This window comes from Kitasatospora sp. NPDC029312 (assembly GCF_055569215.1).
The window spans coordinates 71,469-94,495 of record NZ_JBVHXY010000003.1 but is presented as its reverse complement, the minus strand read 5'-3'; the positions used below and the strand labels follow the sequence as shown (position 1 = coordinate 94,495).

At 72.4% G+C, this 23,027-nt stretch carries 21 protein-coding genes; 16 read left to right on the top strand and 5 right to left on the bottom strand.

Going from position 1 to position 23,027, the window contains the following annotated elements; all coding sequences use genetic code 11:
* Positions 1-16: 16 nt before the first annotated feature.
* Entirely contained in the window at positions 17-772 is a 756-nt protein-coding gene (locus tag ACZ4WV_RS03410; protein ID WP_465742319.1) for an SDR family oxidoreductase, read from the bottom strand.
* 124 nt (positions 773-896) lie between these two features.
* Between ACZ4WV_RS03410 and ACZ4WV_RS03405 the strand changes: the two genes are divergently transcribed.
* The 8 genes from ACZ4WV_RS03405 (at position 897) to ACZ4WV_RS03370 (ending at position 11,386) form a co-directional block, all read left to right on the top strand.
* Complete coding sequence (locus ACZ4WV_RS03405; protein ID WP_465742317.1) at positions 897-2,504, top strand: acyl-CoA mutase large subunit family protein; 1,608 nt, start codon at positions 897-899, stop codon at positions 2,502-2,504.
* Positions 2,505-2,730: 226 nt separating this feature from the next.
* A complete protein-coding gene (locus tag ACZ4WV_RS03400; RefSeq protein ID WP_465742315.1) occupies positions 2,731-3,984 on the top strand; it encodes an amidohydrolase in 1,254 nt (417 codons plus the stop codon).
* Between the two features lie 256 nt (positions 3,985-4,240).
* Complete coding sequence (locus ACZ4WV_RS03395; RefSeq protein WP_465742313.1) at positions 4,241-5,296, top strand: BMP family lipoprotein; 1,056 nt, start codon at positions 4,241-4,243, stop codon at positions 5,294-5,296.
* 347 nt (positions 5,297-5,643) lie between these two features.
* Complete coding sequence (locus ACZ4WV_RS03390; protein WP_465742669.1) at positions 5,644-7,176, top strand: ABC transporter ATP-binding protein; 1,533 nt, start codon at positions 5,644-5,646, stop codon at positions 7,174-7,176.
* 4 nt (positions 7,177-7,180) lie between these two features.
* Positions 7,181-8,335, top strand: a complete 1,155-nt coding sequence (locus ACZ4WV_RS03385) for an ABC transporter permease (protein ID WP_465742311.1) — start codon at positions 7,181-7,183, stop codon at positions 8,333-8,335.
* Positions 8,332-9,597 (top strand): ABC transporter permease, encoded by a 1,266-nt coding sequence (locus tag ACZ4WV_RS03380; RefSeq protein ID WP_465742309.1) that lies wholly within the window; start codon positions 8,332-8,334, stop codon positions 9,595-9,597. Before ACZ4WV_RS03385 ends, ACZ4WV_RS03380 begins: the two co-directional genes overlap by 4 nt.
* On the top strand, positions 9,594-9,995 hold the full coding sequence (locus ACZ4WV_RS03375; protein WP_465742307.1) for a cytidine deaminase: 402 nt from the start codon (positions 9,594-9,596) through the stop codon (positions 9,993-9,995). Before ACZ4WV_RS03380 ends, ACZ4WV_RS03375 begins: the two co-directional genes overlap by 4 nt.
* Before the next feature lie 113 nt (positions 9,996-10,108).
* On the top strand, positions 10,109-11,386 hold the full coding sequence (locus ACZ4WV_RS03370; RefSeq protein WP_465742305.1) for a thymidine phosphorylase: 1,278 nt from the start codon (positions 10,109-10,111) through the stop codon (positions 11,384-11,386).
* A gap of 27 nt (positions 11,387-11,413) precedes the next feature.
* Here the strand turns inward: ACZ4WV_RS03370 and ACZ4WV_RS03365 are convergent, their stop codons facing one another.
* Genes ACZ4WV_RS03365 through ACZ4WV_RS03355 form a run of 3 tightly spaced genes read right to left on the bottom strand, consistent with a single transcriptional unit; the run spans position 11,414 to position 13,316 of the window.
* The gene (locus ACZ4WV_RS03365; RefSeq protein ID WP_465742303.1) at positions 11,414-11,749 is read right to left on the bottom strand and encodes a Uma2 family endonuclease; all 336 of its coding nucleotides are present in this window, start codon (positions 11,747-11,749) and stop codon (positions 11,414-11,416) included.
* A gap of 57 nt (positions 11,750-11,806) precedes the next feature.
* The gene (locus ACZ4WV_RS03360) at positions 11,807-11,968 is read right to left on the bottom strand and encodes a hypothetical protein (protein WP_465742301.1); all 162 of its coding nucleotides are present in this window, start codon (positions 11,966-11,968) and stop codon (positions 11,807-11,809) included.
* 34 nt (positions 11,969-12,002) lie between these two features.
* A complete protein-coding gene (locus ACZ4WV_RS03355; protein ID WP_465742299.1) occupies positions 12,003-13,316 on the bottom strand; it encodes an MFS transporter in 1,314 nt (437 codons plus the stop codon).
* Positions 13,317-13,408: 92 nt separating this feature from the next.
* On the opposite strand from ACZ4WV_RS03355, the gene ACZ4WV_RS03350 reads away from it, so the two are divergent.
* The 3 genes from ACZ4WV_RS03350 (at position 13,409) to ACZ4WV_RS03340 (ending at position 16,219) form a co-directional block, all read left to right on the top strand.
* The gene (locus tag ACZ4WV_RS03350; protein ID WP_465742297.1) at positions 13,409-14,377 is read left to right on the top strand and encodes a LysR family transcriptional regulator; all 969 of its coding nucleotides are present in this window, start codon (positions 13,409-13,411) and stop codon (positions 14,375-14,377) included.
* A 104-nt stretch (positions 14,378-14,481) separates the two neighbouring features.
* Positions 14,482-15,639 carry an adenosine deaminase gene (locus ACZ4WV_RS03345; protein ID WP_465742295.1) on the top strand — a complete coding sequence of 386 codons (1,158 nt, stop codon included), beginning with the start codon at positions 14,482-14,484 and terminating at the stop codon, positions 15,637-15,639.
* A 217-nt stretch (positions 15,640-15,856) separates the two neighbouring features.
* Positions 15,857-16,219: an ATP-binding protein gene (locus ACZ4WV_RS03340; protein WP_465742293.1), complete on the top strand. Its 363-nt coding sequence runs from the start codon at positions 15,857-15,859 to the stop codon at positions 16,217-16,219.
* Positions 16,220-16,550: 331 nt separating this feature from the next.
* Here ACZ4WV_RS03340 and rpmB read toward each other — a convergent pair whose 3' ends face one another.
* Positions 16,551-16,736 (bottom strand): 50S ribosomal protein L28, encoded by a 186-nt coding sequence (gene rpmB, locus ACZ4WV_RS03335; protein WP_014138233.1) that lies wholly within the window; start codon positions 16,734-16,736, stop codon positions 16,551-16,553.
* A 299-nt stretch (positions 16,737-17,035) separates the two neighbouring features.
* Between rpmB and ACZ4WV_RS03330 the strand changes: the two genes are divergently transcribed.
* The 5 genes from ACZ4WV_RS03330 to coaD all read left to right on the top strand — a co-directional run bounded on the left by ACZ4WV_RS03330 (position 17,036) and on the right by coaD (position 22,899).
* Positions 17,036-18,667 carry a DAK2 domain-containing protein gene (locus ACZ4WV_RS03330; RefSeq protein WP_465742291.1) on the top strand — a complete coding sequence of 544 codons (1,632 nt, stop codon included), beginning with the start codon at positions 17,036-17,038 and terminating at the stop codon, positions 18,665-18,667.
* Between the two features lie 77 nt (positions 18,668-18,744).
* Positions 18,745-20,973 carry an ATP-dependent DNA helicase RecG gene (gene recG, locus ACZ4WV_RS03325; protein WP_465742289.1) on the top strand — a complete coding sequence of 743 codons (2,229 nt, stop codon included), beginning with the start codon at positions 18,745-18,747 and terminating at the stop codon, positions 20,971-20,973.
* A 104-nt stretch (positions 20,974-21,077) separates the two neighbouring features.
* Positions 21,078-21,611, top strand: a complete 534-nt coding sequence (locus tag ACZ4WV_RS03320; protein WP_465742287.1) for a hypothetical protein — start codon at positions 21,078-21,080, stop codon at positions 21,609-21,611.
* 163 nt (positions 21,612-21,774) lie between these two features.
* A complete protein-coding gene (rsmD, locus tag ACZ4WV_RS03315; RefSeq protein ID WP_465742285.1) occupies positions 21,775-22,359 on the top strand; it encodes a 16S rRNA (guanine(966)-N(2))-methyltransferase RsmD in 585 nt (194 codons plus the stop codon).
* A 48-nt stretch (positions 22,360-22,407) separates the two neighbouring features.
* Entirely contained in the window at positions 22,408-22,899 is a 492-nt protein-coding gene (gene coaD, locus ACZ4WV_RS03310; RefSeq protein WP_465742283.1) for a pantetheine-phosphate adenylyltransferase, read from the top strand.
* Positions 22,900-23,027 lie beyond the last annotated feature (128 nt).

Below are 23,027 nucleotides of genomic sequence, written 5' to 3'. Positions count from 1 at the left end.
CCGCCGGCCCGTCCGGTCAGCCGCGGTGGACCTTGTGGTTGGCGGCCTGCGCCCGGGGGCGGACCACCAGCAGATCGATGTTCACGTGCGAGGGCCGGGTGACCGTCCACGCCACGGTGTCCGCGATGTCCTCCGAGGTCAGCGGCTCGGCCACGCCCGCGTACACGGCGGCGGCCTTCTCCTCGTCGCCGCGGAAGCGGGTGACGGCGAAGCCCTCGGACCTCACCATGCCGGGGGCGATCTCGATCACCCGGATCGGCTCCCCGCACAGCTCCAGCCGCAGCGTGGCCGCGATGGTGTGCGCGGCGTGCTTGGCGGCGACGTAGCCGCCGCCGCCCTCGTACGCGGCCAGCGCGGCGGTCGAGGAGAGCACCAGCACCGTGCCGTCGCCGGTGGCCCGCAGGGCGGGCAGCAGCGCCTGGGTCATGTGCAGCACGCCCAGCACGTTCACCTCGTACATCGCCCGCCAGTCGGCCGGGTCGCCGTGCTCGACGCTCTCGGCGCCGATCGCGCCGCCCGCGTTGTTCACCAGGACGTCCACCCGGCCGACCTCGGCCGCGAAGGCGTCCACGGCGGCCCGGTCGGTGACGTCCAGCGTGACCGCCCGCGCTGAACCGCCCCGGTCGCCGATCTCCTTGGCGAGCTCCTCGACCCGCTCCGTCCGGCGCGCGGTCAGCACCACGTCGAAGCCCTCGGCGGCCAGCCGACGGGCGGTCGCCGCGCCGATTCCGCTGCTCGCACCGGTGACCACGGCCACCTTCTGCTCGGTCATTGCCACTCCCTGGGGCTCATCGGTCGTTCACCCGATCATCTCAACCGCGTCGGAGCCCCCGCCGCCCGGTCACGCTCTAGATTTCGAGGACCGACCTGTGCCCCGCCGATCCCGTGGAGGGACCATGGCGTCCGAGCCGCGTTCCGCCGAACCAGCCCGACTGTCGGAGTCGGGCTTCCCGATCGAACCGCTGTACGGCCCCGAGGCGCTGGCCGGGTGGGACCCGGACACCCGCCTGGGCCGCCCGGGGGAGTACCCGTACACCCGGGGCGTCTACCCGACGATGTACACCGGCCGGCCGTGGACGATGCGCCAGTACGCGGGCTTCGGCACCGCCGCCGAGTCCAACGCCCGCTACCGGCAGCTGATCGCGGGCGGCGGCACCGGCCTCTCGGTGGCCTTCGACCTGCCCACCCAGATGGGCTACGACTCGGACGCGCCGCTCGCCGCCGGGGAGGTCGGCAAGGTGGGCGTGGCGGTGGACAGCGTCGAGGACATGGCCGTGCTGCTCGACGGCATCCCGCTCGACGCGGTGTCCACCTCGATGACCATCAACGCGCCCGCCGCCCTGCTCCTGCTGCTCTACCAGCTGGTCGGCGAGGCCCAGGGGGTGGCGCCGGCCGCGCTCACCGGCACCGTCCAGAACGACGTGCTGAAGGAGTACATCGCCCGCGGCACCTACATCTTCCCGCCCCAGCCCTCGCTGCGGCTGGTCGCGGACGTGTTCCGCTACTGCCGGGCCGAGATCCCGCGCTGGAACACCATCTCCATCTCCGGCTACCACATGGCCGAGGCCGGGGCCGATCCGGCGCAGGAGATCGCCTTCACCCTGGCCAACGGCATCGCCTACGTCCGCACCGCGCTCGCCGCCGGCATGGCCGTGGACGACTTCGCACCCCGGCTCTCCTTCTTCTTCGTGGCCCGCACCACGCTGCTGGAGGAGGTGGCCAAGTTCCGCGCCGCGCGCCGGATCTGGGCCCGGATCATGCGCGAGGAGTTCGGCGCGCGGGACCCGCGTTCGCAGATGCTGCGCTTCCACACCCAGACCGCGGGCGTGCAGCTCACCGCCCAGCAGCCCGAGGTGAACCTGGTCCGGGTCTCGGTGCAGGCGCTCGCCGCGGTGCTCGGCGGCACCCAGTCCCTGCACACCAACAGCTTCGACGAGGCGATCGCCCTGCCCACCGAGAAGGCCGCCCGGCTGGCCCTGCGCACCCAGCAGGTGCTCGCCCACGAGACCGACGTGACCGCCACCGTCGATCCCTTCGCCGGCTCCTACGCCGTCGAGTCGCTGACCGACCGGGTCGAGACCGCCGCGCTGGCCCTGATGGCCGGGGTCGAGGAGCGGGGCGGCGCGGTGGCCGCCATCGAGCAGGGCTTCCAGAAGGGCGAGATCGAGCGCACCGCCTACCGCGTCCAGCAGGAGACCGACTCCGGCGAGCGGACGGTGGTCGGCGTCAACCGCTTCCGGTTGGACGAGGAGGAGCCGTACCAGCCGCTGCGGGTGGACCCCGCGATCGAACGGCAGCAGGCCGAGCGGCTGGCCCGGCTGCGGGCGGGCCGCTCCTCGACCGCCGTCACCCGGACGCTGGACGCGCTGCGCCGCACCGCGGAGGGGCCGGAGAACGTGCTGTACCCGATGAAGGAGGCGCTGGCCGCCCGGGCCACCGTCGGCGAGGTCTGCGACGCGCTGCGCGGGGTGTGGGGCACGTACGCTCCGGTCGAGCGCTTCTGACCGGGTGTCCAACGGGCGGCTGAACGGGCGTCAACCAGCGGGTGAACCGTCGAGCGGGCGGTGAGCGTGACCGCCGGGCCGGGCGGTCGTTGCACAGGGCAAGCAACCCGGGGAAGGCGGCTGAAACGAGATGTCATACCCACCTGTTCGGCCGGTATGCACCCATCCGGGGACTAGTTTTCCGGAAGCCGGGCCAAAACCCCCCAACGGGCCTAGGCTTGGGGAGATGAACCGTCCTGATCCCGCCCAGCCGGGCGCCACCCTCGCCGCCGCACGCCCCGCCGCCGAACTGGGGGCCCGGGTCAGGGGGCTGGAGCCCGAGCTGGTCGCCTTCCGCCGTGATCTGCACCGACACCCGGAGCTGGGCCGCCAGGAGTTCCGCACCACCAACCTGCTGCGCGACCGGCTGGAGGCCGCCGGCCTCGAGCCCCGGGTGCTGCCCGGCGGCACCGGTCTGCTGGTGGACATCGTCCCGGCCGGCACGGCCCCGGGGACCGAGTTCCTGGCGTTCCGCGCGGACATCGACGCGCTGCCGATCGACGACGCCAAGACCGACGTGCCCTACCGCTCGACCGTCCCCGGCCGGGCCCACGCCTGCGGCCACGACGTGCACACCTCGGTGGTGCTGGGGGTGGGGCTGGTGCTGGCCGAGGCCGCCCGGACCGGTGAGCTGCGCCGCCCGGTCCGGCTGGTGTTCCAGCCCGCCGAGGAGGTGATGCCCGGTGGAGCGCTGGACGTCATCCAGGCCGGCGGGATGGACGGCGTCGGCCGGATCTTCGCGGTGCACTGCGACCCGAAGGTGGAGGTCGGCCGGATCGCCCTGCGCACCGGAGCGATCACCTCGGCCTGCGACCGCCTGGTGCTGCACCTGGACGGCCCCGGCGGGCACACCGCCCGTCCGCACCTGACCACCGACCTGGTGACCGCGATCGCCCGGATGGCCGCCGACCTGCCGGCCGCGCTGGCCCGCCGGATGGACCCGCGCTGGGGCGTCAGCCTGGTCTGGGGCCGGATCGCCTCCGGCTCCGCGCCCAATGTCATCCCGCAGCACGCCGAGTTGGAGGGCACCGTCCGCTGCCTGGAGCTGGAGGGCTGGCGCGAGGCGCCGGACCTGCTGCACGAGCTGATCGCCAAGCTCGCCGAGACCTACCGGGCCAAGTGGACGCTGGACTACCACCGCGGGGTGCCGCCGGTGGTCAACGAGGCCGTCTCGGTCGCCCGGCTGGACGCGGTGATGACCGCCCGCTTCGGGCAGGGCGGCGCCCAGGTGGTGGAGAGCACCGAGCAGAGCCTCGGCGGTGAGGACTTCTCCTGGTACCTGGAGCACGCCCCGGGCGCACTGGCCCGGCTCGGCGTCCGCGCCCCCGGCGACCCCACCGTCCGCGACCTGCACCACGGCCGCTTCGACGTGGACGAGCGGGCGATCGGCATCGGCGTGGAACTGTTCGCGGCGCTGGCCCTGGAGGACGACCGGACCTGACCGCCCCCGGGAGCAGGCGGTCGGCCCGTGACCGGGTCGTCGGCGACCGGTGTTCCGGAACGGTTTCCGTAAACTGGGCCGCACCAGTCTCGGACGCCGCCCGGTTTGGCCGGGAACGGAGCCTCGGAAGGACCTTCAGACCACGGTTTGATAACAACCCGAATGCTCCGGCACCCCGTAACACAACCGTGTTCTACGCGCGTTACGGTGGCGTCCGACCACGCTAATCGGGTGCGTGTGAGAAGGAGATACTCCCTTGCGCCGTTCAATGAAGCTCGCCGCGGTTGTGCTCTCGGGTTCCCTGGGCATGGCCTCGCTCGCCGCTTGCGGCGCAAAGAGCACTGACACCAACGCCTCCTCCGGCTCCTCCGACGGTCTGAAGGTCGGTATGGCCTACGACATCGGCGGCCGTGGCGACCAGTCCTTCAACGACTCCGCCGCCCGCGGTCTGGACAAGGCCAAGGCCGACCTGGGCGTCTCCGTCACGGAGGCCGAGGCCAAGACCGGTGAGGCGGAGGCCGACAAGGAGACCCGCCTCAAGAACCTGATCGACGGTGGCTACAAGACCATCGTCGCGGTCGGTTTCGTCTACCAGCAGGCGGTCAACAAGGTCGCCAAGGACAACCCGAACGTCAAGTTCGCGATCATCGACTCGAACGACAAGGACCAGCCGGCGAACGTCACCTCGCTGCTCTTCGCCGAGCAGGAGGGTTCGTACCTGGCCGGTGTCGCCGCCGCGACCAAGTCGAAGGCCCACCACATCGGCTTCATCGGTGGTGTGCAGTCCGAGCTGATCAAGAAGTTCGAGGCCGGTTACAAGGCGGGTGCCAAGTCCGTCGACCCGAACATCCAGATCGAGACGACGTACCTCACCACGCCCCCGGACTTCTCCGGCTTCAACTCGCCCGACAAGGGCAAGGAGGCCGCGCAGGGCCAGCTCGACAAGGGCGCGGACATCGTCTACTCCGCCGCCGGCTCCTCCGGCAACGGCGCCATCGAGGCCGTCGCCAACGCGGGCAAGCTCGCCATCGGCGTCGACTCCGACCAGGCCAGCCAGCCGGCCCTGGCGAAGTTCAAGAACAGCATCATGACCTCGATGGTCAAGAACGTCGACAACGCGGTCTACGCGTACATCGACTCGGTCAAGAAGGGCTCGCCGTTCACCGGCATCAAGCTCTTCGACCTGAAGGCCGACGGTGTCTCGCTCGCCACCACCGGCGGCAAGATCGATGACATCCAGGACAAGCTGAAGGCCGCCGCCGACGCCATCAAGAGCGGCGCCACCACGATCCCGACCGCGCCGACCCAGTAAGGTCCGCGCGTCTCGGACGCGACCAGCGCCTGCCGCCTGCCCGGTGGCGCGATGATCGACACAGTTCACGGGAGGGGCCCGGCAGGGTGCGCTCAACGCGTACCCCCGGGCCCCGTCTCGTCCCCCCGTATCCCCCTTGGCCCTCCGAGCGCAACGACGCGCCTCCAGACCACCAGGAGACCGCCATCACCGCATCCGAACCCGTCCCCCTGCGCAAGGACGGCACCCCCAGCGCGGGGACGGCGACACCGGCCGTCGAGCTGCGCGGCATCACCAAGCGCTTCCCCGGTGTCGTGGCCAACCACGACATCAACCTCACCGTCCGCACCGGCACCGTGCACGCCCTGATGGGCGAGAACGGCGCCGGCAAGTCGACGCTGATGAAGATCCTCTACGGCATGCAGAAGCCGGACGAGGGCACCATCGCGATCAACGGCGAGCTGTGCGAGTTTCACACCCCGGGCGACGCCATCGCCCGCGGCATCGGCATGGTGCACCAGCACTTCATGCTGGCCGACAACCTCACGGTGCTGGAGAACGTCGTCCTCGGCGGCGAGAAGCTCTACGGCATCGGCGCCAGGGCGAAGGCGAAGATCAAGGAGATCTCCGACCAGTACGGCCTGGGCGTGCGCCCGGACGCCCTGGTCGAGGACCTCGGCGTCGCCGACCGCCAGCGCGTCGAGATCCTCAAGGTGCTGTACCGCGGCGCCAAGATCCTCATCCTCGACGAGCCCACGGCCGTGCTGGTCCCGCAGGAGGTCGACGCGCTGTTCGACAACCTGCGCGAGCTCAAGTCCGAGGGCGTCACCGTCATCTTCATCTCGCACAAGCTGCACGAGGTGCTCGCCGTGGCCGACGCGATCAGCGTCATCCGGCGCGGCACCACGGTCGGCGACGCCGACCCCAAGGCCGTCACCGCCCGACAGCTCGCCGAGATGATGGTCGGTGCCGAGCTGCCCTCCCCGGAGAGCCGCGAGTCGACCGTCACCACGACCGAGATGCTCAAGGTCGAGAAGCTGCGGATCGCCAAGACCGACGCCGAGGGCATCGAGCGCGTCGTTCTGGACGACATCTCGCTGCGCATCCACAAGGGCGAGATCCTCGGCATCGCCGGCGTCGAGGGCAACGGGCAGGCCGAGCTGGTCGAGGCCATCATGGGCATGCTGCCGCTGGACGGCGGCACCGTCACCCTGGACGGCAAGGACCTCTCCGGCACGCTGACCCGCGGCCGCCGCGAGTCCGGCATCGGCTACATCCCCGAGGACCGGCACCGGCACGGCCTGTTGCTGGAGGCCCCGCTCTGGGAGAACCGCATCCTCGGCCACGTCACCGAGGCGCCCAACTCCGGCGGCGTGCTGCTCAAGCCCACCGCCGCCCGCGAGGACACCTGGCGGATCGTCAAGGAGTACGACGTCCGCACCCCCGGCATCGAGGTCACCGCAGCCTCGCTCTCCGGCGGCAACCAGCAGAAGCTGATCATCGGCCGCGAGATGAGCCACCAGCCCAAGCTGCTGATCGCCGCCCACCCGACCCGCGGTGTGGACGTCGGCGCGCAGGCGCAGATCTGGGAGCACATCCGGTCCGCGCAGCGCGACGGCCTGGCCGTCCTGCTGATCTCCGCCGACCTGGACGAGCTGATCGGCCTCTCCGACACCATCCGGGTCATCTACCGGGGCCGCCTGGTCGCCGACGCCGACCCGGCCACCGTCACCGCCGAGGACCTCGGCACCGCGATGACCGGTGCCGCCGCCGGCCACATCGAGTCCGAGCCGGAGGCCGTCGAGGAGTTCCACGAGACCCTCGTCAAGGGCACCGAGGCCGAGGACGCCGAGGGCACCGACCCGTCCGACACCGCCGACGACCCGCAGGCGGGGGAGTAACCACATGACCAGTCCCAACCCCGCTGCCAAGCCCAGCCTGGCGCAGCGGATCAGCGGTGAGCGGATCCTGCTCGCACTGGCCGCGCCGGTGCTCGCGGTCGTGCTGTCCGTCGCGATCTGCTCCGTCCTGCTGGCGACCTCGGGCAAGAACCCGTTCGACGCGTGGAACGTGATGATCACGTACGCCACCAAGTCGGACGGCCAGGTGGGCATCCTCAACCGCTCCACCACCTACTACCTGGCCGCCGCGGCCGCCGCGTTCGGGTTCCGGATGAACCTGTTCAACATCGGCGTCGAGGGCCAGTACCGGATCGCGGCCCTGTTCGCGGCCTACATCGGCGCCGAGGTCGACCTGCCGGCGATCATCCAGATCCCGCTGCTGCTGATCACCGCCATGCTGGTCGGCGGCCTGTACGCGAGCATCGCCGGTCTGCTGAAGGTCTACCGCGGTGTCAGCGAGGTCATCTCGACCATCATGCTGAACTCGATCTCGGTCGCGATCGTCGGCCTGCTGCTCGTCCCCGGCATCTTCGCCCCGAAGGCCAGCGGCACCAGCAACTCGATCCAGACCGACCCGGTCTCGGCGTCCAGCCACTTCTTCACCATCCCCACCGCCGGTGGTGACCTCTGGGGCTTCATCTTCATCGCCGCCCTGGTCGGTGTGCTGTTCCAGTTCACCCTGACCCGCACCCGCTTCGGCTTCGACCTGCGCGCCACCGGCCGCTCGGAGTCCGCCGCGACCGCCTCGGGCGTGAACGTCAGGAAGATGGTCGTCATCTCGATGGTCGTCTCCGGCGCGATCGCCGGTCTGATCGGCCTGCCCGAGCTGCTGCAGAACTCGTACTACTACGGGCAGAGCTTCCAGTCCGGCCTCGGCTTCCTGGGCATCTCGATCGCCCTGCTCGGCCGCAACAGCCCGATCGGCATGGCCTTCGCGGCCCTGCTGTTCGCCTTCCTGGACACCACTGGCTCCCAGCTGCCGCTCCAGGGCGGGTTCCCCTTCGAGATCGTCGACGTCATGAAGGGCACCATCGTCATCTGCGTCGTCGTCGCGTACGAACTCGTGCGCCGCTACGGCCTGAAGCGCCAGCAGCAGAAGGTCGGCGCCCAGCTCGCCGCCCAGCTCGCGGCCACTGAGAAGAAGGAGGTGTCGGCATGAGCACGGCTACTGCCGCTCGTCCGAAGGCGCCGGGCGCGCCCGCGAAGAAGCGCAAGCTGACCTGGCCGGTGGTCCTGCTCCTGATCGCGGGCGCCCTGGTCCTGTTCGCCGCCGTGGGCATGGCCACCGGCAACCACTCGCTGACCTCCTCCGGCCAGGTCACGGCGGCGCTCGGCTCCGCCGTGCCGATCGGCATGGCCGGCCTGGGCGGTCTCTGGTCCGAGCGGGCCGGTGTGGTCAACATCGGCCTCGAAGGCATGATGGTCGCCGGCACCTTCTGCGGTGCGTGGGCGGGCTACCTGGTCAACCCGTGGGTCGGTCTGCTGGCCGGCATGGCCGGCGGCGCGCTCGGCGGTCTGCTGCACGCGATCATCACCGTGACCTTCGGCGTCGACCACATCGTCTCCGGCGTCGGCATCAACCTGCTGATCCCCGGCATCTGCGCGTACGTCAACCGGATCTACTACAAGGACTACATCTCGGCCGGTGCCGGTGCGAACCAGTCCCCGCCGGCGGATCCGCTGCCGTACATCACCGTTCCGGGGCTGTCCTCGGGCCTGAAGACCATCGAGAACCACCACTGGTTCCTGGTCTCGGACATCGCGGGCGTGCTCGGCGGCCTGGTCACCAACCTCTCGGTGGTCGTGGTCCTGGCGGCGGTGCTGATCGTGGCCAGCTACTTCGTACTCTGGCGCACGGTGTTCGGCCTGCGGCTGCGCTCCTGCGGTGAGAACCCGACGGCGGCGGAGTCGCTGGGCGTCAACGTCTACAAGTACAAGTACCTGGCGGTCATCGCCTCCGGCGCCTTCGCCGGCCTCGGCGGCGCGTACCTCTCACTGGTCGCCGCGCACTTCTACAAGGACGGCCAGACCCTGGGCCGCGGCTTCATCGGCCTCGCGGCGATGATCTTCGGCAACTGGATGCCCGGCGGTCTCGCCATGGGCGCCGGTCTGTTCGGCTTCACCGACAGCCTCCAGCTGCGCGACCCGGAGTCGGTCCACGTGCTGATCCTGACCGTCTCGATCGCCATGGCGCTGCTCGCCCTGTGGCAGCTGTACCGCCGCAAGTACACCGCGACGGCGATCTCCCTCGTGGTGGCCGGCGGCCTGGGCGCCTGGTACGCGCTGACCGACGAGGTCCAGCGTCCGCTGATCGTCGCCACGCCGTACCTGATCACCCTGGTGGTGCTCTCGCTGGCCTCGCAACGGCTGCGGATGCCGAAGGCGGACGGCCAGATCTACCGCAAGGGCCAGGGCAAGTGACCGCCCCCGCGCCGTCCGCGATCGACTGGGAGCGGCTGCGCGAGGCGGCGCGCGAGGCGATGGGCCACGCGTACGCCCCGTACAGCAAGTTCCCGGTCGGCGCGGCCGCGCTGGTCGACGACGGCCGGGTGGTCAGCGGCTGCAACGTGGAGAACGCCTCGTACGGGCTGGGGCTGTGCGCCGAGTGCGGGCTGGTGTCCGCGCTGCACGCCTCCGGCGGCGGGCGGCTGGTCGCCTTCACCTGCGTCGACGGCGCGGGCGAGCTGCTGATGCCGTGCGGGCGCTGCCGCCAGCTGCTGTACGAGCACGGCGGCCCCGCTCTGCTGATCGAGCTGGCCTCGGGCGTGAAGCCGATGAGCGAGGTCCTGCCCGACGCGTTCGGGCCGGAGCGGCTCTAGCCTCGATTCTTGTTACGCGCGTAGAGTGTCGCGAGTGGGCCGGAACCCGGTCATCTCGCGGCACTCTTCGCTTTTGACGCTTTTCGCATTCAGAAACCCCACTGGGAGCACGCATGGACGCCATCTCCGTCATCAGGACCAAGCGCGACCGCGGAGAGCTGAGCGACGCTCAGATCGACTGGGTCATCGACGCCTACACCCGCGGCGAGGTCGCCGACGAGCAGATGTCCGCCCTGGCCATGGCGATCCTGCTGAACGGCATGAAGCCGCGTGAGATCAGCCGCTGGACCGACGCGATGATCCGCTCCGGCGTCCGGATGGACTTCTCCTCGCTGCCGCTGCCCACCAGCGACAAGCACTCCACCGGCGGTGTCGGCGACAAGATCACCCTCCCGCTCGCCCCGCTGGTCGCCGCCTGCGGCGCGGCCGTCCCGCAGCTGTCCGGCCGCGGCCTCGGCCACACCGGCGGCACCCTGGACAAGCTGGAGTCCATCCCGGGCTGGCGCGCCCTGCTCTCCAACGAGGAGATGATGGACGTGCTGCGCGACGCGGGCGCCGTCATCTGCGCGGCCGGCGACGGCCTCGCCCCCGCCGACAAGAAGCTCTACGCGCTGCGCGACGTCACCGGGACCGTCGAGGCCATCCCGCTGATCGCCTCCTCGATCATGTCCAAGAAGATCGCCGAGGGCACCGGCGCGCTGGTGCTGGACGTCAAGGTCGGCTCGGGCGCCTTCATGAAGAACCTGGACGACGCCCGCGAGCTCGCCCGCACCATGGTCGGCCTCGGCACCACCGCCGGCGTCAACACCGTCGCCCTGCTCACCGACATGTCCACCCCGCTCGGCCTCACCGCGGGCAACGCGCTGGAGGTCCGGGAGTCCGTCGAGGTGCTGGCGGGCGGCGGCCCGGCGGACGTCGTCGAGCTGACCCTCGCGCTCGCCCGCGAGATGCTCGCCGCGGCCGGCGTGCACGGCAAGGACCCGGCCGACGCCCTGCGGGACGGCTCCGCGATGGACCACTGGCGCCGCATGATCGCCGCCCAGGGCGGCGACGTCGACGCCCCGCTGCCGGTCGCGCGCGAGCAGCACGTCATCCCCGCGCCCGCCTCCGGCGTCCTCACCGAACTGGACGCCTACGCCGTCGGCGTCTGCGCCTGGCGCCTGGGCGCCGGCCGCGCCCGCAAGGAGGACCCGGTCCAGGCCGGCGCCGGCGTCGAGATGCATGCCAAGCCCGGCGACACCGTGGTGGCCGGCCAGCCCCTGCTGACCCTCCACACGGACACCCCGGAGCGCTACGACTATGCCATCGAGGCGCTCAAGGACGGCATCCAGGTCTCTCCGGCGGGCACGGCGTTCACCCCGAACCCGATCGTGCTCGACCGCATCGCGTGAGCCGTCGGCGTCCTGCGGGCGATGCGCTCAGGCGTACGTCCGCAGGACGCTGGTGTCGAGCTTCCACGGGCCCACGGTGACCGTGTCGCCGAAGACGAAGTCCTTGCGGCGGGTGTATCCGGGCTCGTCGTGAATGATCCCCGTGCCCGTGCGGGGGTCGACCAGGAGGTACAGCGGGATACCCATGGCCGAGTAGTCGCGGACCTTGTGGTGATAGTCGTTCTCCGGGTCGGACTTGGAGACGATCTCCACGACGAGGAGGATCTCGTGGGGCAGGAACGCCGGGTCGTCGTGGTCCAGAGCCTCCTCACGGAACACCATCAGGTCGGGATTCCGGAGCCGGCCGAGGCCGACGTCCTCCAAGTCCGCGCCGCCGTGGGCGATGTAGCCGGGGTGCGTCTCGGGTAGCTGGGCGTTGAGCTACTGCGCGAGGCGGATGACGGCGAGCTCGTGGCGCTTCACCGGCGACATCGTCATGACGATCTCGCCGTCGGCGATCTCGACCTTCCCTATCCCCGGCACCTGCGGCAGCTGGTCCGCGATCTCACGCAACCGGGCGAACACCTCAGGATCGACGCTCATGTTCCGGAGTGTATCGGCGGGCCCGACACCGGTGTCAGTTTCCGGTGACCGTACATTGCGCCGTGACGTGTGCCCGGTGGGTGGCGTAGAGGGTGACGGCCGCGGCGAGGGCCATGGCGGCGAGGCCGACGGTGGCGGCGCCGGGCCAGCCGGTGGCGTGGTAGGCGTCGGCGCCCACGGTGCCGCCGAGGCTGTTGCCGAGGTAGTAGGCGATCAGGTAGAGCGCGGACGCCTGGGCGCGGCCCTCGGTGGCGGTGCGGCCGACGGCGGAGGAAGCGGTGGCGTGGCCGGCGAAGAAGCCGGCGGTGATCAGGACCAGGCCGAGCAGCGCGCAGACCAGGGAGTCGGCGAGGGAGAGCAGCAGGCCGGCGGCGGTGACGCCGATGGAGACGTACAGGGCGCCTCGGCGGCCGAGGCGGCCGGAGAGGCGGCCGGCCGCGGCGGAGGTGCCGGTGCCGACCAGGTAGACCACGAAGATCGAGGCGGCGACCGACTCCGGCAGGTGGAACGGCGCGGAGATCAGCCGGTAGCCGACGGTGTTGTAGACCGCGCCGAACACGGCCATGAACAGCATGCCGAGCGCGTACAGCCGCACCAGCAGCGGGTTGCGCAGGTGCCGGCCGACCGTACGGGCGAGCGCCCGGGTGTCCACCGGAGCCGGGGCGAAGTGCCGGGCGGCGGGGATCAGCAGCCGGAAGGCGAGCGCGGCGAGCAGCGCGAGGGCGGCGGAGGCGGTCAGGCCCCAGCGCCAGCCGAGGGCGGCGGCGGTCCAGCCGGAGAGCAGGCGGCCGCCCATGCCGCCGATGCTGTTGCCGGCCACGTACAGGCCCATCGCGGAGGCCAGGGCGCTGGGGTGGACCTCCTCGGCGAGGTAGGCCATCGCGGTGGCGGGCAGTCCGGCGAGGGCGGCGCCCTGGATGACGCGCAGCGCGACCAGGGTGGTGAGGTCGGGCGCGAGGGGCAGGGCGACGGCGAGGGCGGTGGCGGCGAGGACGGAGGCCGTCATCACCGCGGTGCGGCCGTACCTGTCGGACAGCGCGCTGGCCGGGAGCAGCCCGAGGGCGAGGCCGAGGGTGGCGGCGGAGGCCGTCCAACTGGCCTCGCCGGGGGTGAGATCGAGGTCGGCCGAGAGGATCGGCAGCAGGCCCTGGGTGGAGTACAACAGGACGAAGGTCGCGATGCCGGCGGCGAACAGGGCGAGGTTGGCGCGGCGGAAGTCGCGCTGGCCGGGGCGGTGACGGTCGTCATCGCGGGAGACGGCGGCGGGAACGGCCGCCGGGGCGGCGGTGTGGTCGGTGGCGGGGGCATCCGGGGCGGGCGCGGATGCCCTGGTATCGGCGGGCTGCATGTCCTCGACCGTAGGCCTGGTGCGGTTGATGCGTCCAATGCATGAAGCATGGATGATCGATGCACTGGCGTATGAGTGGAGGTGGCGGCGGTATGGCGGCGGCTGACGGGTCGGACGGCAGGGAGCAGCGGTACCGGGTGGCCGAGTTGGGGCCGGAGGAGCCGGCCGTGCTGCTGGCGCCGCGGCTGGCGCAGTTCGCCGCGGTGGCCCGGCTGGAGCACGTGACGCAGGCGGCGGCGCTCCTCGGCGTGCCGCAGCCGACGCTGTCGCGCGCGGTGGCCAGGCTGGAGGCGGAGCTGGGGGTGGACCTGCTGGCGCGCCAGGGCCGGACGGTCCGGCTGACCAGGGCGGGCCGGCTGCTGCTGGCCTCGGTGGAGCGGGCGCTGGCGGAGCTGGAGCGCGGTGCGGAGGCGGCCCGGGCGGAGGCGGATCCGGCGGCGGGGCGGGTGGCCTTCGGCTTCCTGCACACGATGGGGCCGGACGCCGTGCCGGCGCTGCTGCGGGGCTTCCGGGCGGCGCACCCGCAGGTGCGGTTCCAGCTGGTGCAGGACTACGGGATGGCGATGCTGGAGCGGTTGCGGGCGGGGGAGCTGGACCTGTGCCTGGTGGCGCCGCTGCCGGACGAGCCGGCCTTCACCGCCCGCCCGCTGGACGAGCAGCGGCTGAACCTGGTGGTGCCGACCGACCACCGGCTGGCCGGCCGACGGCGGATCCGGCTGGCGGAGGTGGCCGAGGAGCCGTTCGTCGGGCTGGAGCAGGGCTACGGACTGCGCATGATCACGGACGGCTTCTGCGCGCAGGCCGGGTTCGTGCCGCGGCTGGCCTTCGAGGGCGAGGAGACCGAGACGCTGCGCGGACTGGTGGCGGCGGGGCTGGGCGTGGCGCTGCTGCCGCCCGCGCTGGTGCCGCGGCCGGGGGTGGTGGAGCTGGAGGTGACCGCCCCGCGGACCCGGCGGGCGATCGGTCTGGCCTGGGCGGCCGGGCGGCCGCTGACCCCGCCGGTCGCGGCGTTCCGGGATTTCGTGCTGTCCCGGCGGGGGCGGCTGCTGCACCACGACTGATTGGCGGATCGTATGGACCGGGCGGTGGAATTAGGGGGGGAGTTTGGACCATTCGGTGCTGTGCGCAGTGGTGGGTCTACGCGCGTAGGGGCTATATTTCCGAAATGGAGAAGCAGATCCCCGTCACCACCGCGGGCACCGGCCCGCGCATCCCCACCGCCGACCAGATCCGCCGCGCGCCGAAGGTCCTGCTGCACGACCACCTGGACGGCGGACTGCGCCCGGAGACCATCGTCGAGCTGGCCGCCGCGGCCGGCTACGAAGGACTCCCCACCACCGACCCCAAGGAACTCGGCGCGTGGTTCCGCGAGGCCGCCGACTCCGGCTCGCTGGTCCGCTACCTGGAGACCTTCGCGCACACCTGCGCCGTCATGCAGACCCGGGACGCCCTGGTCAAGGTCGCCGCCGACTGCGCCGAGGACCTGGCCGCCGACGGCGTCGTGTACGCCGAGGTCCGCTACGCCCCCGAGCAGCACCTGGAGGGCGGCCTGAGCCTGGACGAGGTCGTCGAGGCCGTCCAGGAGGGCTTCCGCCAGGGCGAGGCGAACGCCCGCGCGGCCGGCCACCGGATCCGCATCGGCACCCTGATCACCGCCATGCGGCACGCCGCCCGCTCGCAGGAGATCGCCGAGCTGGCCAACCGCCACCGGGACCAGGGCGTCGTCGGCTTCGACATCGCGGGCGCGGAGGCCGGTTACCCCCCCACCCGCCACCAGGCCGCCTTCGACTACCTCAAGGGCGAGAACAACCACTTCACCATCCATGCGGGCGAGGCCTTCGGCCTGCCGTCGATCTGGGAGGCCCTGCAGTGCTGCGGCGCCGACCGGCTCGGCCACGGCGTGCGGATCGTCGACGACATCACGGTGAACGAGGACGGCAGCGTCCAGCTCGGCCGGCTGGCCGCGTACGTGCGCGACAAGCGCATCCCGCTGGAGATGTGCCCCACCTCCAACCTCCAGACCGCGGCCGCCACCTCGTACGCCGAGCACCCGATCGGACTGCTCAGCCGGCTGAAGTTCCGGGTCACCGTGAACACCGACAACCGCCTGATGAGCGGGACCAGCATGAGCCAGGAGTTCGGCCACCTGGTGGACGCCTTCGGCTACACGCTCGGCGACATGGAGTGGTTCACGGTGAACGCGATGAAGTCCGCGTTCCTGCCCTTCGACGAGCGGCTCGCGATGATCAACGACGTGATCAAGCCGGGCTACGCCGAGCTCAAGGCGGAATGGCTGTTCAGCACGGGTGTCGGCGGCAACTGACCAGGGTCGTCCCCGTGGTCGGATGAACGCCGCTTCCTGGTACGGAGATTGGCGTTCATCCGACTAGTCACTCGAGTGAGTGAAGGCCCTTTGGTTCTCACGCGACCCTGTCACTACGGTGTGCCAGTCACTGCTGACAGGCCGCGGGGGCGGCCACCCGGCCGCCGGTCGCGAGCTGCGATGTCGGCCACCGACGAAGACCCAAGGGGAACGAACCATGAAGCAGGCTCTCAAGGCCGCCGGTACCGCGGCGCTCGGCATCGCGATCGCGGCGGTCGGCGCCGGCACCGCCTCGGCGGCCGGCCAGGCGACCGGCGGCCTCGGGCTGCCCACCGGCGCGGTGACGAACCCCGCGGTGACGGGCGCCGTCACCGACACCGCCGCCAAGCTGCCCGGTGGCGACAAGGTCGCCGGCACCCTCGGCACCCTGGCCCCCAGCGCCGGCCAGGCCGCGCCCGCCGAGGCCGTGCCGCTCGCCGGGGTCACCCAGCAGCGCGCCGCCGTCCCGAGCGTCCCCGGCCTCGACAAGACCCCCGTCGGCGGGCTGACCAACGCCCTCCCGGGTCTGCCGCTCGGCTGATCCCGACCGCCGTACGGCGACGGGGCGGGGGGAGTGGGGGGGGGGGGGGGGGGGGGGGGGGGTCTGGGGGGGGGGGGGGGGGGGGGGGGGGGGGGGGGGGGGGGGGGGGGGGGGGGGGAGGAGGGGGGAAAGACCAACCCGAACGAGAAGACCCGGGACTAAAGAACGAGCCCCCCCCCCTCCCCTCCGTCCCCCCCTCGTCCCCCCCCCCCCCCCCCCCCCCCCCCCCCACGGTCACGTCCAGCGGGCGCGGCCGGCCCGGAAAACAGCGAAGCCGGTCCATCCGAGGATGAACCGGCTTCGCTGGAGGACCGGCATGCCGGTCTGCGCGTCAGCGCGAGACCTTACCGGCCTTGATGCACGAGGTGCAGACGTTGAGCCGCTTCGGCGTCCGCCCAATCACAGCGCGCACCGTCTGGATGTTGGGGTTCCAACGACGGGGGGTACGGCGGTGAGAGTGGGAGATGCTGTTGCCGAAGCCCGGCCCCTTGCCGCAGACGTCGCAGTTGGCAGCCACAGGAGTCACTCCAAGACTTCAGATCAGTTACTTTCGAAAACCCCGCCCACCCACCAGAACACTCGCGTGGACCGGACCGGACAAGGGGGTGAGCCTGGACGGTTCCAGGCAACCGGAAGAGCATACAACGCTTGCTTCCGTCCCACGAAACTACCACGACCGGCCGAGTGATCGCTCCGGCCGACGGCCCAGGCAGCCCGGCCCCGCCCCCGATAACCTGCCGGTACCACCCCTCGCCGCTGCCCTGAGCGTGCCGCTGCCCGCCAGGCCGTACCGGCGTCCCATCCGGAGGAGACCTGGTGCTGCACACGCTCGACGCACCGGCCGTGCGCACCTGGTGCCAGCTCGCCCTGCGCGCGCTCGGCCAGGCCCGCGAGGAGATCGACGCGCTCAACGTGTACCCCGTCCCGGACGGCGACACCGGCACCAACCTCTACCTGACCGTCGAGTCCGCCGCCGCCGCGGTGGAGAGCCGCTTCGCCGACCCCGTGACCGACCCGGCCCCCGGGCTGGCCGACGCGGTCCAGGCGATGGCCCGTGGGGCCCTGGTCGGTGCCCGCGGCAACTCCGGGGTGATCCTCGCCCAGTGGCTGCGCGGCACCGCCGAGACGCTCGCCCAGGGCGGCGGCGCCGACCAGCTGCGGGCCGCCCTCCAGCGGGCCGCCGACTCCGCGTACCAGGCGGTCGCCGAGCCCGTCGAGGGCACCCTGCTGACCGTCGCCCGGGTCGCCGCGCGGGAGGCCGTACGGGCCGGGGACGGGCTCGCCCAGGTCGCCGACACCGCCTACCGGGCCGCCCGGGACGCGTTGCGGCACACCCCCGAGCAACTCGCCGTGCTCGCCGAGAACGGAGTGGTGGACGCCGGCGGGCGCGGCCTGGTGGCCGTCCTCGGCGCCCTCGCCGACGCCGTCGCCGGGCAGCAGCCGATGGGACCGGTCGCGCTGCGCGGGGACGTGCGGGCCGCCGAGAGCTGCGAGGCCCACGTACGGCCGCCCGGCCCCGGGCACCCCGCCTTCGAGGTCATCTACCTGCTGGACGCCCCCGACGACGCGCTGCCCGCGCTGCGCGAGCGGCTCGGCGCCCTCGGCGACTCCCTGGTGATCGGCGGCGGCGACGGCCTGTGGAACGTGCACGTCCACGTGGACGACGCCGGCGCCGCGGTGGAGGCCGGGGTCGAGGCCGGCCGGCCGCACCAGATCCGGATCACCCACTTCGCCGAGGCCGCCGCCCGCTCCGGCGCCGCCGCCGAGCCCGGCGAGCGCGAGGAGCGGACCCGCGCGGTGCTCTCCGTGGTGTCCGGCGAGGGCCTCGCCGAACTGTGCGAGCAGGCCGGCGCCGTCGCCCTGCACGCCGACCCGGACCGCCGCCCGGCCAGCGCCGAACTCGCCGACGCCGTCCGCCGCTCGGCCGCCCGCGAGGTGGTCCTGTTGCTCAACGACCCCGAACTGCGCGCCGCCGCCGGGGCTGCCGCCGACCAGCTGCGCGAGGAGGGGGTGCGGATCGCCGTCCTGCCCACTCGCTCGCCGGTCCAGGGCCTCGCCGCGCTCGCGGTGCACGAGGGCGGTCGCCGCTTCGACGAGGACGTGGTCGCCATGACCTCCGCCGCCGGAGCCACCCGGTACGCCGAACTCGCCTTCGCCGAGGGGGAGTCCTGGACCATGGCCGGGGTCTGCCAGGCCGGGGACGTGCTCGGCCTGATCGACGGCGACGTCGCGGTGATCGGCGGCGGACTGGCCGAGGTCGCCGAGAGCGTGCTGGACCGGATGCTCGGCGCGGGCGGCGAACTCGTCACCCTGATCCTCGGCGAGGGTGCCGACCGGACGCTCGCCGACCGCCTGGTCGCGCACGTGCGCCACCAGCGGCCGGAGGTGGACGCGGTGGTCTTCCACGGCGGGCAGGAGTCCACCCCGCTGCTCATCGGGGTCGAGTGAGCCGCGTGAGCCGCCCCCGGCTGAGTCGCCCGCGGTGAGACCCGGTTCGTCGGTCCCGTGGTGTAAACAGGGGCCTGATGGGCGCTCTCGATGAACCACTGACCAAGCTCGTCGGCGACCGTACCGCCAAGGTGCTCGCCGACAGCCTCAAGCTGCGCACGGTCGGGGACCTGCTGCACCACTATCCGCGCCGCTACGTCGAGCGCGGCCAGCTCACCAGCCTGGATGAGCTGGAGGTCGACGAGCACGTCACCGTGCTGGCCCGGATCGAGAAGGTCACCCTGATCCCGTTCCGCGGCCGCAAGGGCGACCGCCTGGAGGTCGTCGTCACCGACGGCCGCAGCCGGCTCTCGCTGGTCTTCTTCAACCAGGGCTGGCGGCAGAAGGAGCTCAAGGCCGGCGCCCAGGGCCTGTTCGCGGGCAAGGTCGGCGTCTTCAACCGCACCCGCCAGCTGGTCTCGCCCGACTACCAACTGCTCGACGAGGACGCCGGAACGGACGCCGCCCGGCAGTTCGCCGGCCGGCTCATCCCGGTCTACGGCGCCAGCGCCCAGATGCCCAGCTGGAAGCTGTCGATCTGCATCGAGACGGCGCTGACCAAGCACCTCGGCGACGTCGGCGAACCGCTGCCCGCCGAACTGCGTGAGCGGCACGACCTCATCCCGCTGCCCGAGGCGCTGGAGCTGATCCACCGCCCGCGCAGCCACGCCGACCGCGAGCGCGCCCAGAGCCGGCTGCGCTGGGACGAGGCCTTCGTCCTGCAGGTCGCCCTCGCCCAGCGCCGGGCCGCCGACTCCGCCCTGCCCGCCAAGCCGCGCCCGGCCCGCGCGGGCGGCCTGCTGGACGCCTTCGACGCCCGGCTGCCGTTCACCCTCACCGAGGGCCAGCGGAAGGTCTCCGCCGAGATCGCCGCCGACCTGGCGAGCGAGCACCCGATGCACCGCCTGCTCCAGGGCGAGGTCGGCTCCGGAAAGACGCTGGTCGCGCTGCGTGCCATGCTCGCCGTGGTGGACGCGGGCGGCCAGGCCGTGCTGCTCGCGCCCACCGAGGTGCTGGCCCAGCAGCACCACCGCTCGATCGTCGAGATGATGGGCGACCTCGCCGAGGCCGGCATGCTCGGCGGCTCCGACCTCGGCACCCGGGTGGTGCTGCTGACCGGCTCGATGGGCGTCGCCGCCCGCCGGCAGGCGCTGCTCGACATGGCCTGCGGGGACGCCGGGATCGCCATCGGTACCCACGCGCTGATCGAGGACAAGGTCCAGTTCCAGGACCTCGGCCTGGTCGTGGTCGACGAGCAGCACCGCTTCGGCGTCGAGCAGCGCGACGCGCTGCGGGCCAAGGGCGAGCAGCCGCCGCACCTGCTGGTGATGACGGCCACCCCGATCCCGCGCACCGTCGCGATGACCGTCTTCGGCGACCTGGAGACCTCCGTCCTGGACCAGCTCCCGGCCGGCCGCTCGCCGATCTCCACCCACGTCGTCCCGGCGCTGGAGAAGCCCAACTTCCTCGCCCGGGCCTGGGAACGGGTCCGCGAGGAGGTCGCCAAGGGCCACCAGGCGTACGTGGTCTGCCCCCGAATCGGGGACGAGGAGCCGGCCGCCGCGTCGAGGGGCGAGCCGAAGCGCAAGCGCCGGGCCGCCGAGGAGGACTTCGAGGAGATCGCCGACACCGGCGCCGCGAGCGACGAGCGGCGGCCCCCGCTCTCGGTGGTGGAGACCGCCGAAATGCTCGCCAAGGGCCCGCTGAACGGCCTGCGGGTGGAGATCCTGCACGGCAGGCTCGCCCCGGAGGCCAAGGACGACGTGATGCGCCGGTTCGCGGCCGGGCAGGTGGACGTGCTGGTCGCCACCACCGTCATCGAGGTCGGCGTGAACGTCCCCAACTCCACCGCGATGGTCATCATGGACGCCGACCGCTTCGGCGTCTCCCAGCTCCACCAGCTGCGCGGCCGGGTCGGCCGGGGCAGCGCGGCGGGCCTGTGCCTGCTGGTCAGCGAGATGCCCGCCGGCAGCGCCGCCCGGGCCCGGCTGGACGCGGTGGCCGGCACCCTGGACGGCTTCGAGCTGTCCCGGATCGACCTCGAACAGCGCCGCGAGGGGGACGTGCTGGGCCAGGCGCAGTCCGGCGTGAAGTCCTCGCTCAAGGTGCTGTCGGTCCTGGAGGACGAGGAGGTCATCCTCACCGCCCGGACCGAGGCCACCCGGCTGGTGGCCGAGGACCCGGACCTCGCCGCCCACCCCGAGCTGCGCACCGCGCTGGAGAGCCTGCTCGACGAGGACCGCGCGGCCTACATGGAGAAGGGCTGAGCGGTCCTCGGCGCGGCCGCACTGTCAGACCCCCGGGAGAGAATGAAGGTGTTCAGGACGCACCCTCAAGGTGCGTCACTGGCGCGACACTTGGGGGTCCTGCCATGGCATTCCGTCATCTCAACGAGCTCCCGCTCGGCGACAAGGTCTTCCGGATCGAACTCGCCAGCGACGACGACCGCGAGGTCACCCTCACCCTGACCGGCTGGCGCGAGGGAGCGGCCGCCGCGCCGCTCGCCTCGGGCAAGCTCCGCCTGCCGGTCGAGGACGTCGCCTCGCTGCGGATCGCGCTCAACCGCGCGCTGCGGGCGCTGGCGATCGTCGCCGACGTCTCCGAGCCCATCCCCGACCGTGACGTGCTGCGCGAGCTCTACCCCGGCCACGGCGCCCCCTGGGTGCCGCAGCACGAGGAGGAGCTGGTCCGGCGCTTCCACGACGGCGAGACCGTCGCCCGGATCGCCGCCCGCTTCGGCCGTACACCCGACTCCGTCCGGACCAAGCTGCGCGAGCTCGGGCACGACCCGCGCCGCCCCGAGTTCTGCCCGCCCGACGGCTGCCTGTCCTGGTCCCGCTACGCCTCGCCGGCCCTGCTCGGCGCGGCCGACCCGGCGCGGGCGGCGGGCTCCGAGGCCGGCTGATCGTCCGCGTGCGCCGCGCGCGGCTCCGGCCGGCGCAGCCCCCGCGACCGGCGGGGCCGCGGGGGCTGCGCCGGCGTGCCGCCCCCCGCCGGGCTCCGGGGCGTCCCCGCGCCCCAGGGCGGGATAGCGTGGTCGGGCAGCGACGAAAGGACCCTTCACCACCATGACCCGCGTGATCGCCGGGTCGGCCGGCGGCCGCCGGCTGGCCGTACCGCCCGGCCGGGGCACCCGCCCGACCTCCGACAAGGCCCGTGAGGCGATGTTCTCCACCCTGGAGTCGCTGCGCGGCACCCTGCACGGGGCCCGGATGCTGGACCTGTTCGGCGGATCGGGCGCGGTCGGCCTGGAGGCGCTGTCGCGCGGGGCCGAGCACGTGCTGCTGGTCGAGGCGGACGGCCAGGCGGCCCGGGTGATCCGGGAGAACGTCCGCACGGTGGCCCTGCCGGGCGCCGAGGTGCGGGCCGCCAAGGCGGAGAAGGTGATCGTCGGCCCGCCCCCGCAGGCCCCCTACGACCTGGTGTTCCTCGATCCGCCGTACGCCGTGACGGACGACGAGGTGCGCGAGATGCTGATCACACTGTCGGCTGGGGGCTGGCTCGCGGACGGCGCACTCGTCACCGTGGAGCGCAGCACCCGTGGCGGCGAGTTCGGCTGGCCCGAGGGCTTCGAGGTGCTGCGCTCCCGCCGGTACGGCGAGGGCACGCTCTGGTACGGTCGCGCCGCCGCCGAGGCCAGCGATCACGAGTAGCGGGCCCGCGGCCCGCAGCAGCCGTCACCCCACCAGGGAGCACATGCCATGCGCCGAGCCGTCTGTCCCGGTTCGTTCGACCCGATCACCAACGGCCACCTCGACATCATCGGGCGCGCCTCGAAGCTGTACGACGTGGTGCACGTCGCGGTCCTGATCAACCGGAACAAGCAGGGCATGTTCACCGTCGAGGAGCGGATCGACCTGATCGAGGAGGTCACCGCGGAGTTCGGCAACGTGGTGGTCGAGTCGTACCACGGCCTGCTGGTGGACTACTGCCGGGAGCGCGGCATCCCCGCGATCATCAAGGGCCTGCGGGCGGTCAGCGACTTCGACTACGAGCTGCAGATGGCCCAGATGAACCACGGCCTGACCGGCGTGGAGACGCTCTTCGTGCCGACCTCGCCGACCTACAGCTTCCTCTCCTCGACGCTGGCCAAGGAGGTCGCCTCGTACGGCGGCGACGTCTCCCATCTGCTGCCGGAGACGGCGCACCGCCGACTGGTCGAGCGGATCGCGGAGCGCAAGGCGGAGCAGTAGCCCGGCCGTAGCCGAGCAGTGGCCGGGCCGTGGCCGAGCAGTGGCCGGATAACGGCCGGGCAGCGGCCGACTGCCCGCCCGTTTCTGCCGGTTCGTCACGGATTGTCCGAGGCGGTGGGCGGCGGTTC

What these genes read in the sequence shown, in the direction of transcription:
- ACZ4WV_RS03410 (WP_465742319.1), bottom strand. Translation starts at nt 772, where the DNA reads ATGACCGAGCAGAAGGTGGCCGTGGTCACCGGTGCGAGCAGCGGAATC.
- ACZ4WV_RS03405 (WP_465742317.1), top strand. Translation starts at nt 897, where the DNA reads ATGGCGTCCGAGCCGCGTTCCGCCGAACCAGCCCGACTGTCGGAGTCG.
- ACZ4WV_RS03400 (WP_465742315.1), top strand. Translation starts at nt 2,731, where the DNA reads ATGAACCGTCCTGATCCCGCCCAGCCGGGCGCCACCCTCGCCGCCGCA.
- ACZ4WV_RS03390 (WP_465742669.1), top strand. Translation starts at nt 5,644, where the DNA reads ATGGGCGAGAACGGCGCCGGCAAGTCGACGCTGATGAAGATCCTCTAC.
- ACZ4WV_RS03385 (WP_465742311.1), top strand. Translation starts at nt 7,181, where the DNA reads ATGACCAGTCCCAACCCCGCTGCCAAGCCCAGCCTGGCGCAGCGGATC.
- ACZ4WV_RS03380 (WP_465742309.1), top strand. Translation starts at nt 8,332, where the DNA reads ATGAGCACGGCTACTGCCGCTCGTCCGAAGGCGCCGGGCGCGCCCGCG.
- ACZ4WV_RS03370 (WP_465742305.1), top strand. Translation starts at nt 10,109, where the DNA reads ATGGACGCCATCTCCGTCATCAGGACCAAGCGCGACCGCGGAGAGCTG.
- ACZ4WV_RS03360 (WP_465742301.1), bottom strand. Translation starts at nt 11,968, where the DNA reads ATGAGCGTCGATCCTGAGGTGTTCGCCCGGTTGCGTGAGATCGCGGAC.
- ACZ4WV_RS03355 (WP_465742299.1), bottom strand. Translation starts at nt 13,316, where the DNA reads ATGCAGCCCGCCGATACCAGGGCATCCGCGCCCGCCCCGGATGCCCCC.
- ACZ4WV_RS03350 (WP_465742297.1), top strand. Translation starts at nt 13,409, where the DNA reads ATGGCGGCGGCTGACGGGTCGGACGGCAGGGAGCAGCGGTACCGGGTG.
- ACZ4WV_RS03345 (WP_465742295.1), top strand. Translation starts at nt 14,482, where the DNA reads ATGGAGAAGCAGATCCCCGTCACCACCGCGGGCACCGGCCCGCGCATC.
- ACZ4WV_RS03340 (WP_465742293.1), top strand. Translation starts at nt 15,857, where the DNA reads ATGAAGCAGGCTCTCAAGGCCGCCGGTACCGCGGCGCTCGGCATCGCG.
- recG (WP_465742289.1), top strand. Translation starts at nt 18,745, where the DNA reads ATGGGCGCTCTCGATGAACCACTGACCAAGCTCGTCGGCGACCGTACC.
- ACZ4WV_RS03320 (WP_465742287.1), top strand. Translation starts at nt 21,078, where the DNA reads ATGGCATTCCGTCATCTCAACGAGCTCCCGCTCGGCGACAAGGTCTTC.
- rsmD (WP_465742285.1), top strand. Translation starts at nt 21,775, where the DNA reads ATGACCCGCGTGATCGCCGGGTCGGCCGGCGGCCGCCGGCTGGCCGTA.
- coaD (WP_465742283.1), top strand. Translation starts at nt 22,408, where the DNA reads ATGCGCCGAGCCGTCTGTCCCGGTTCGTTCGACCCGATCACCAACGGC.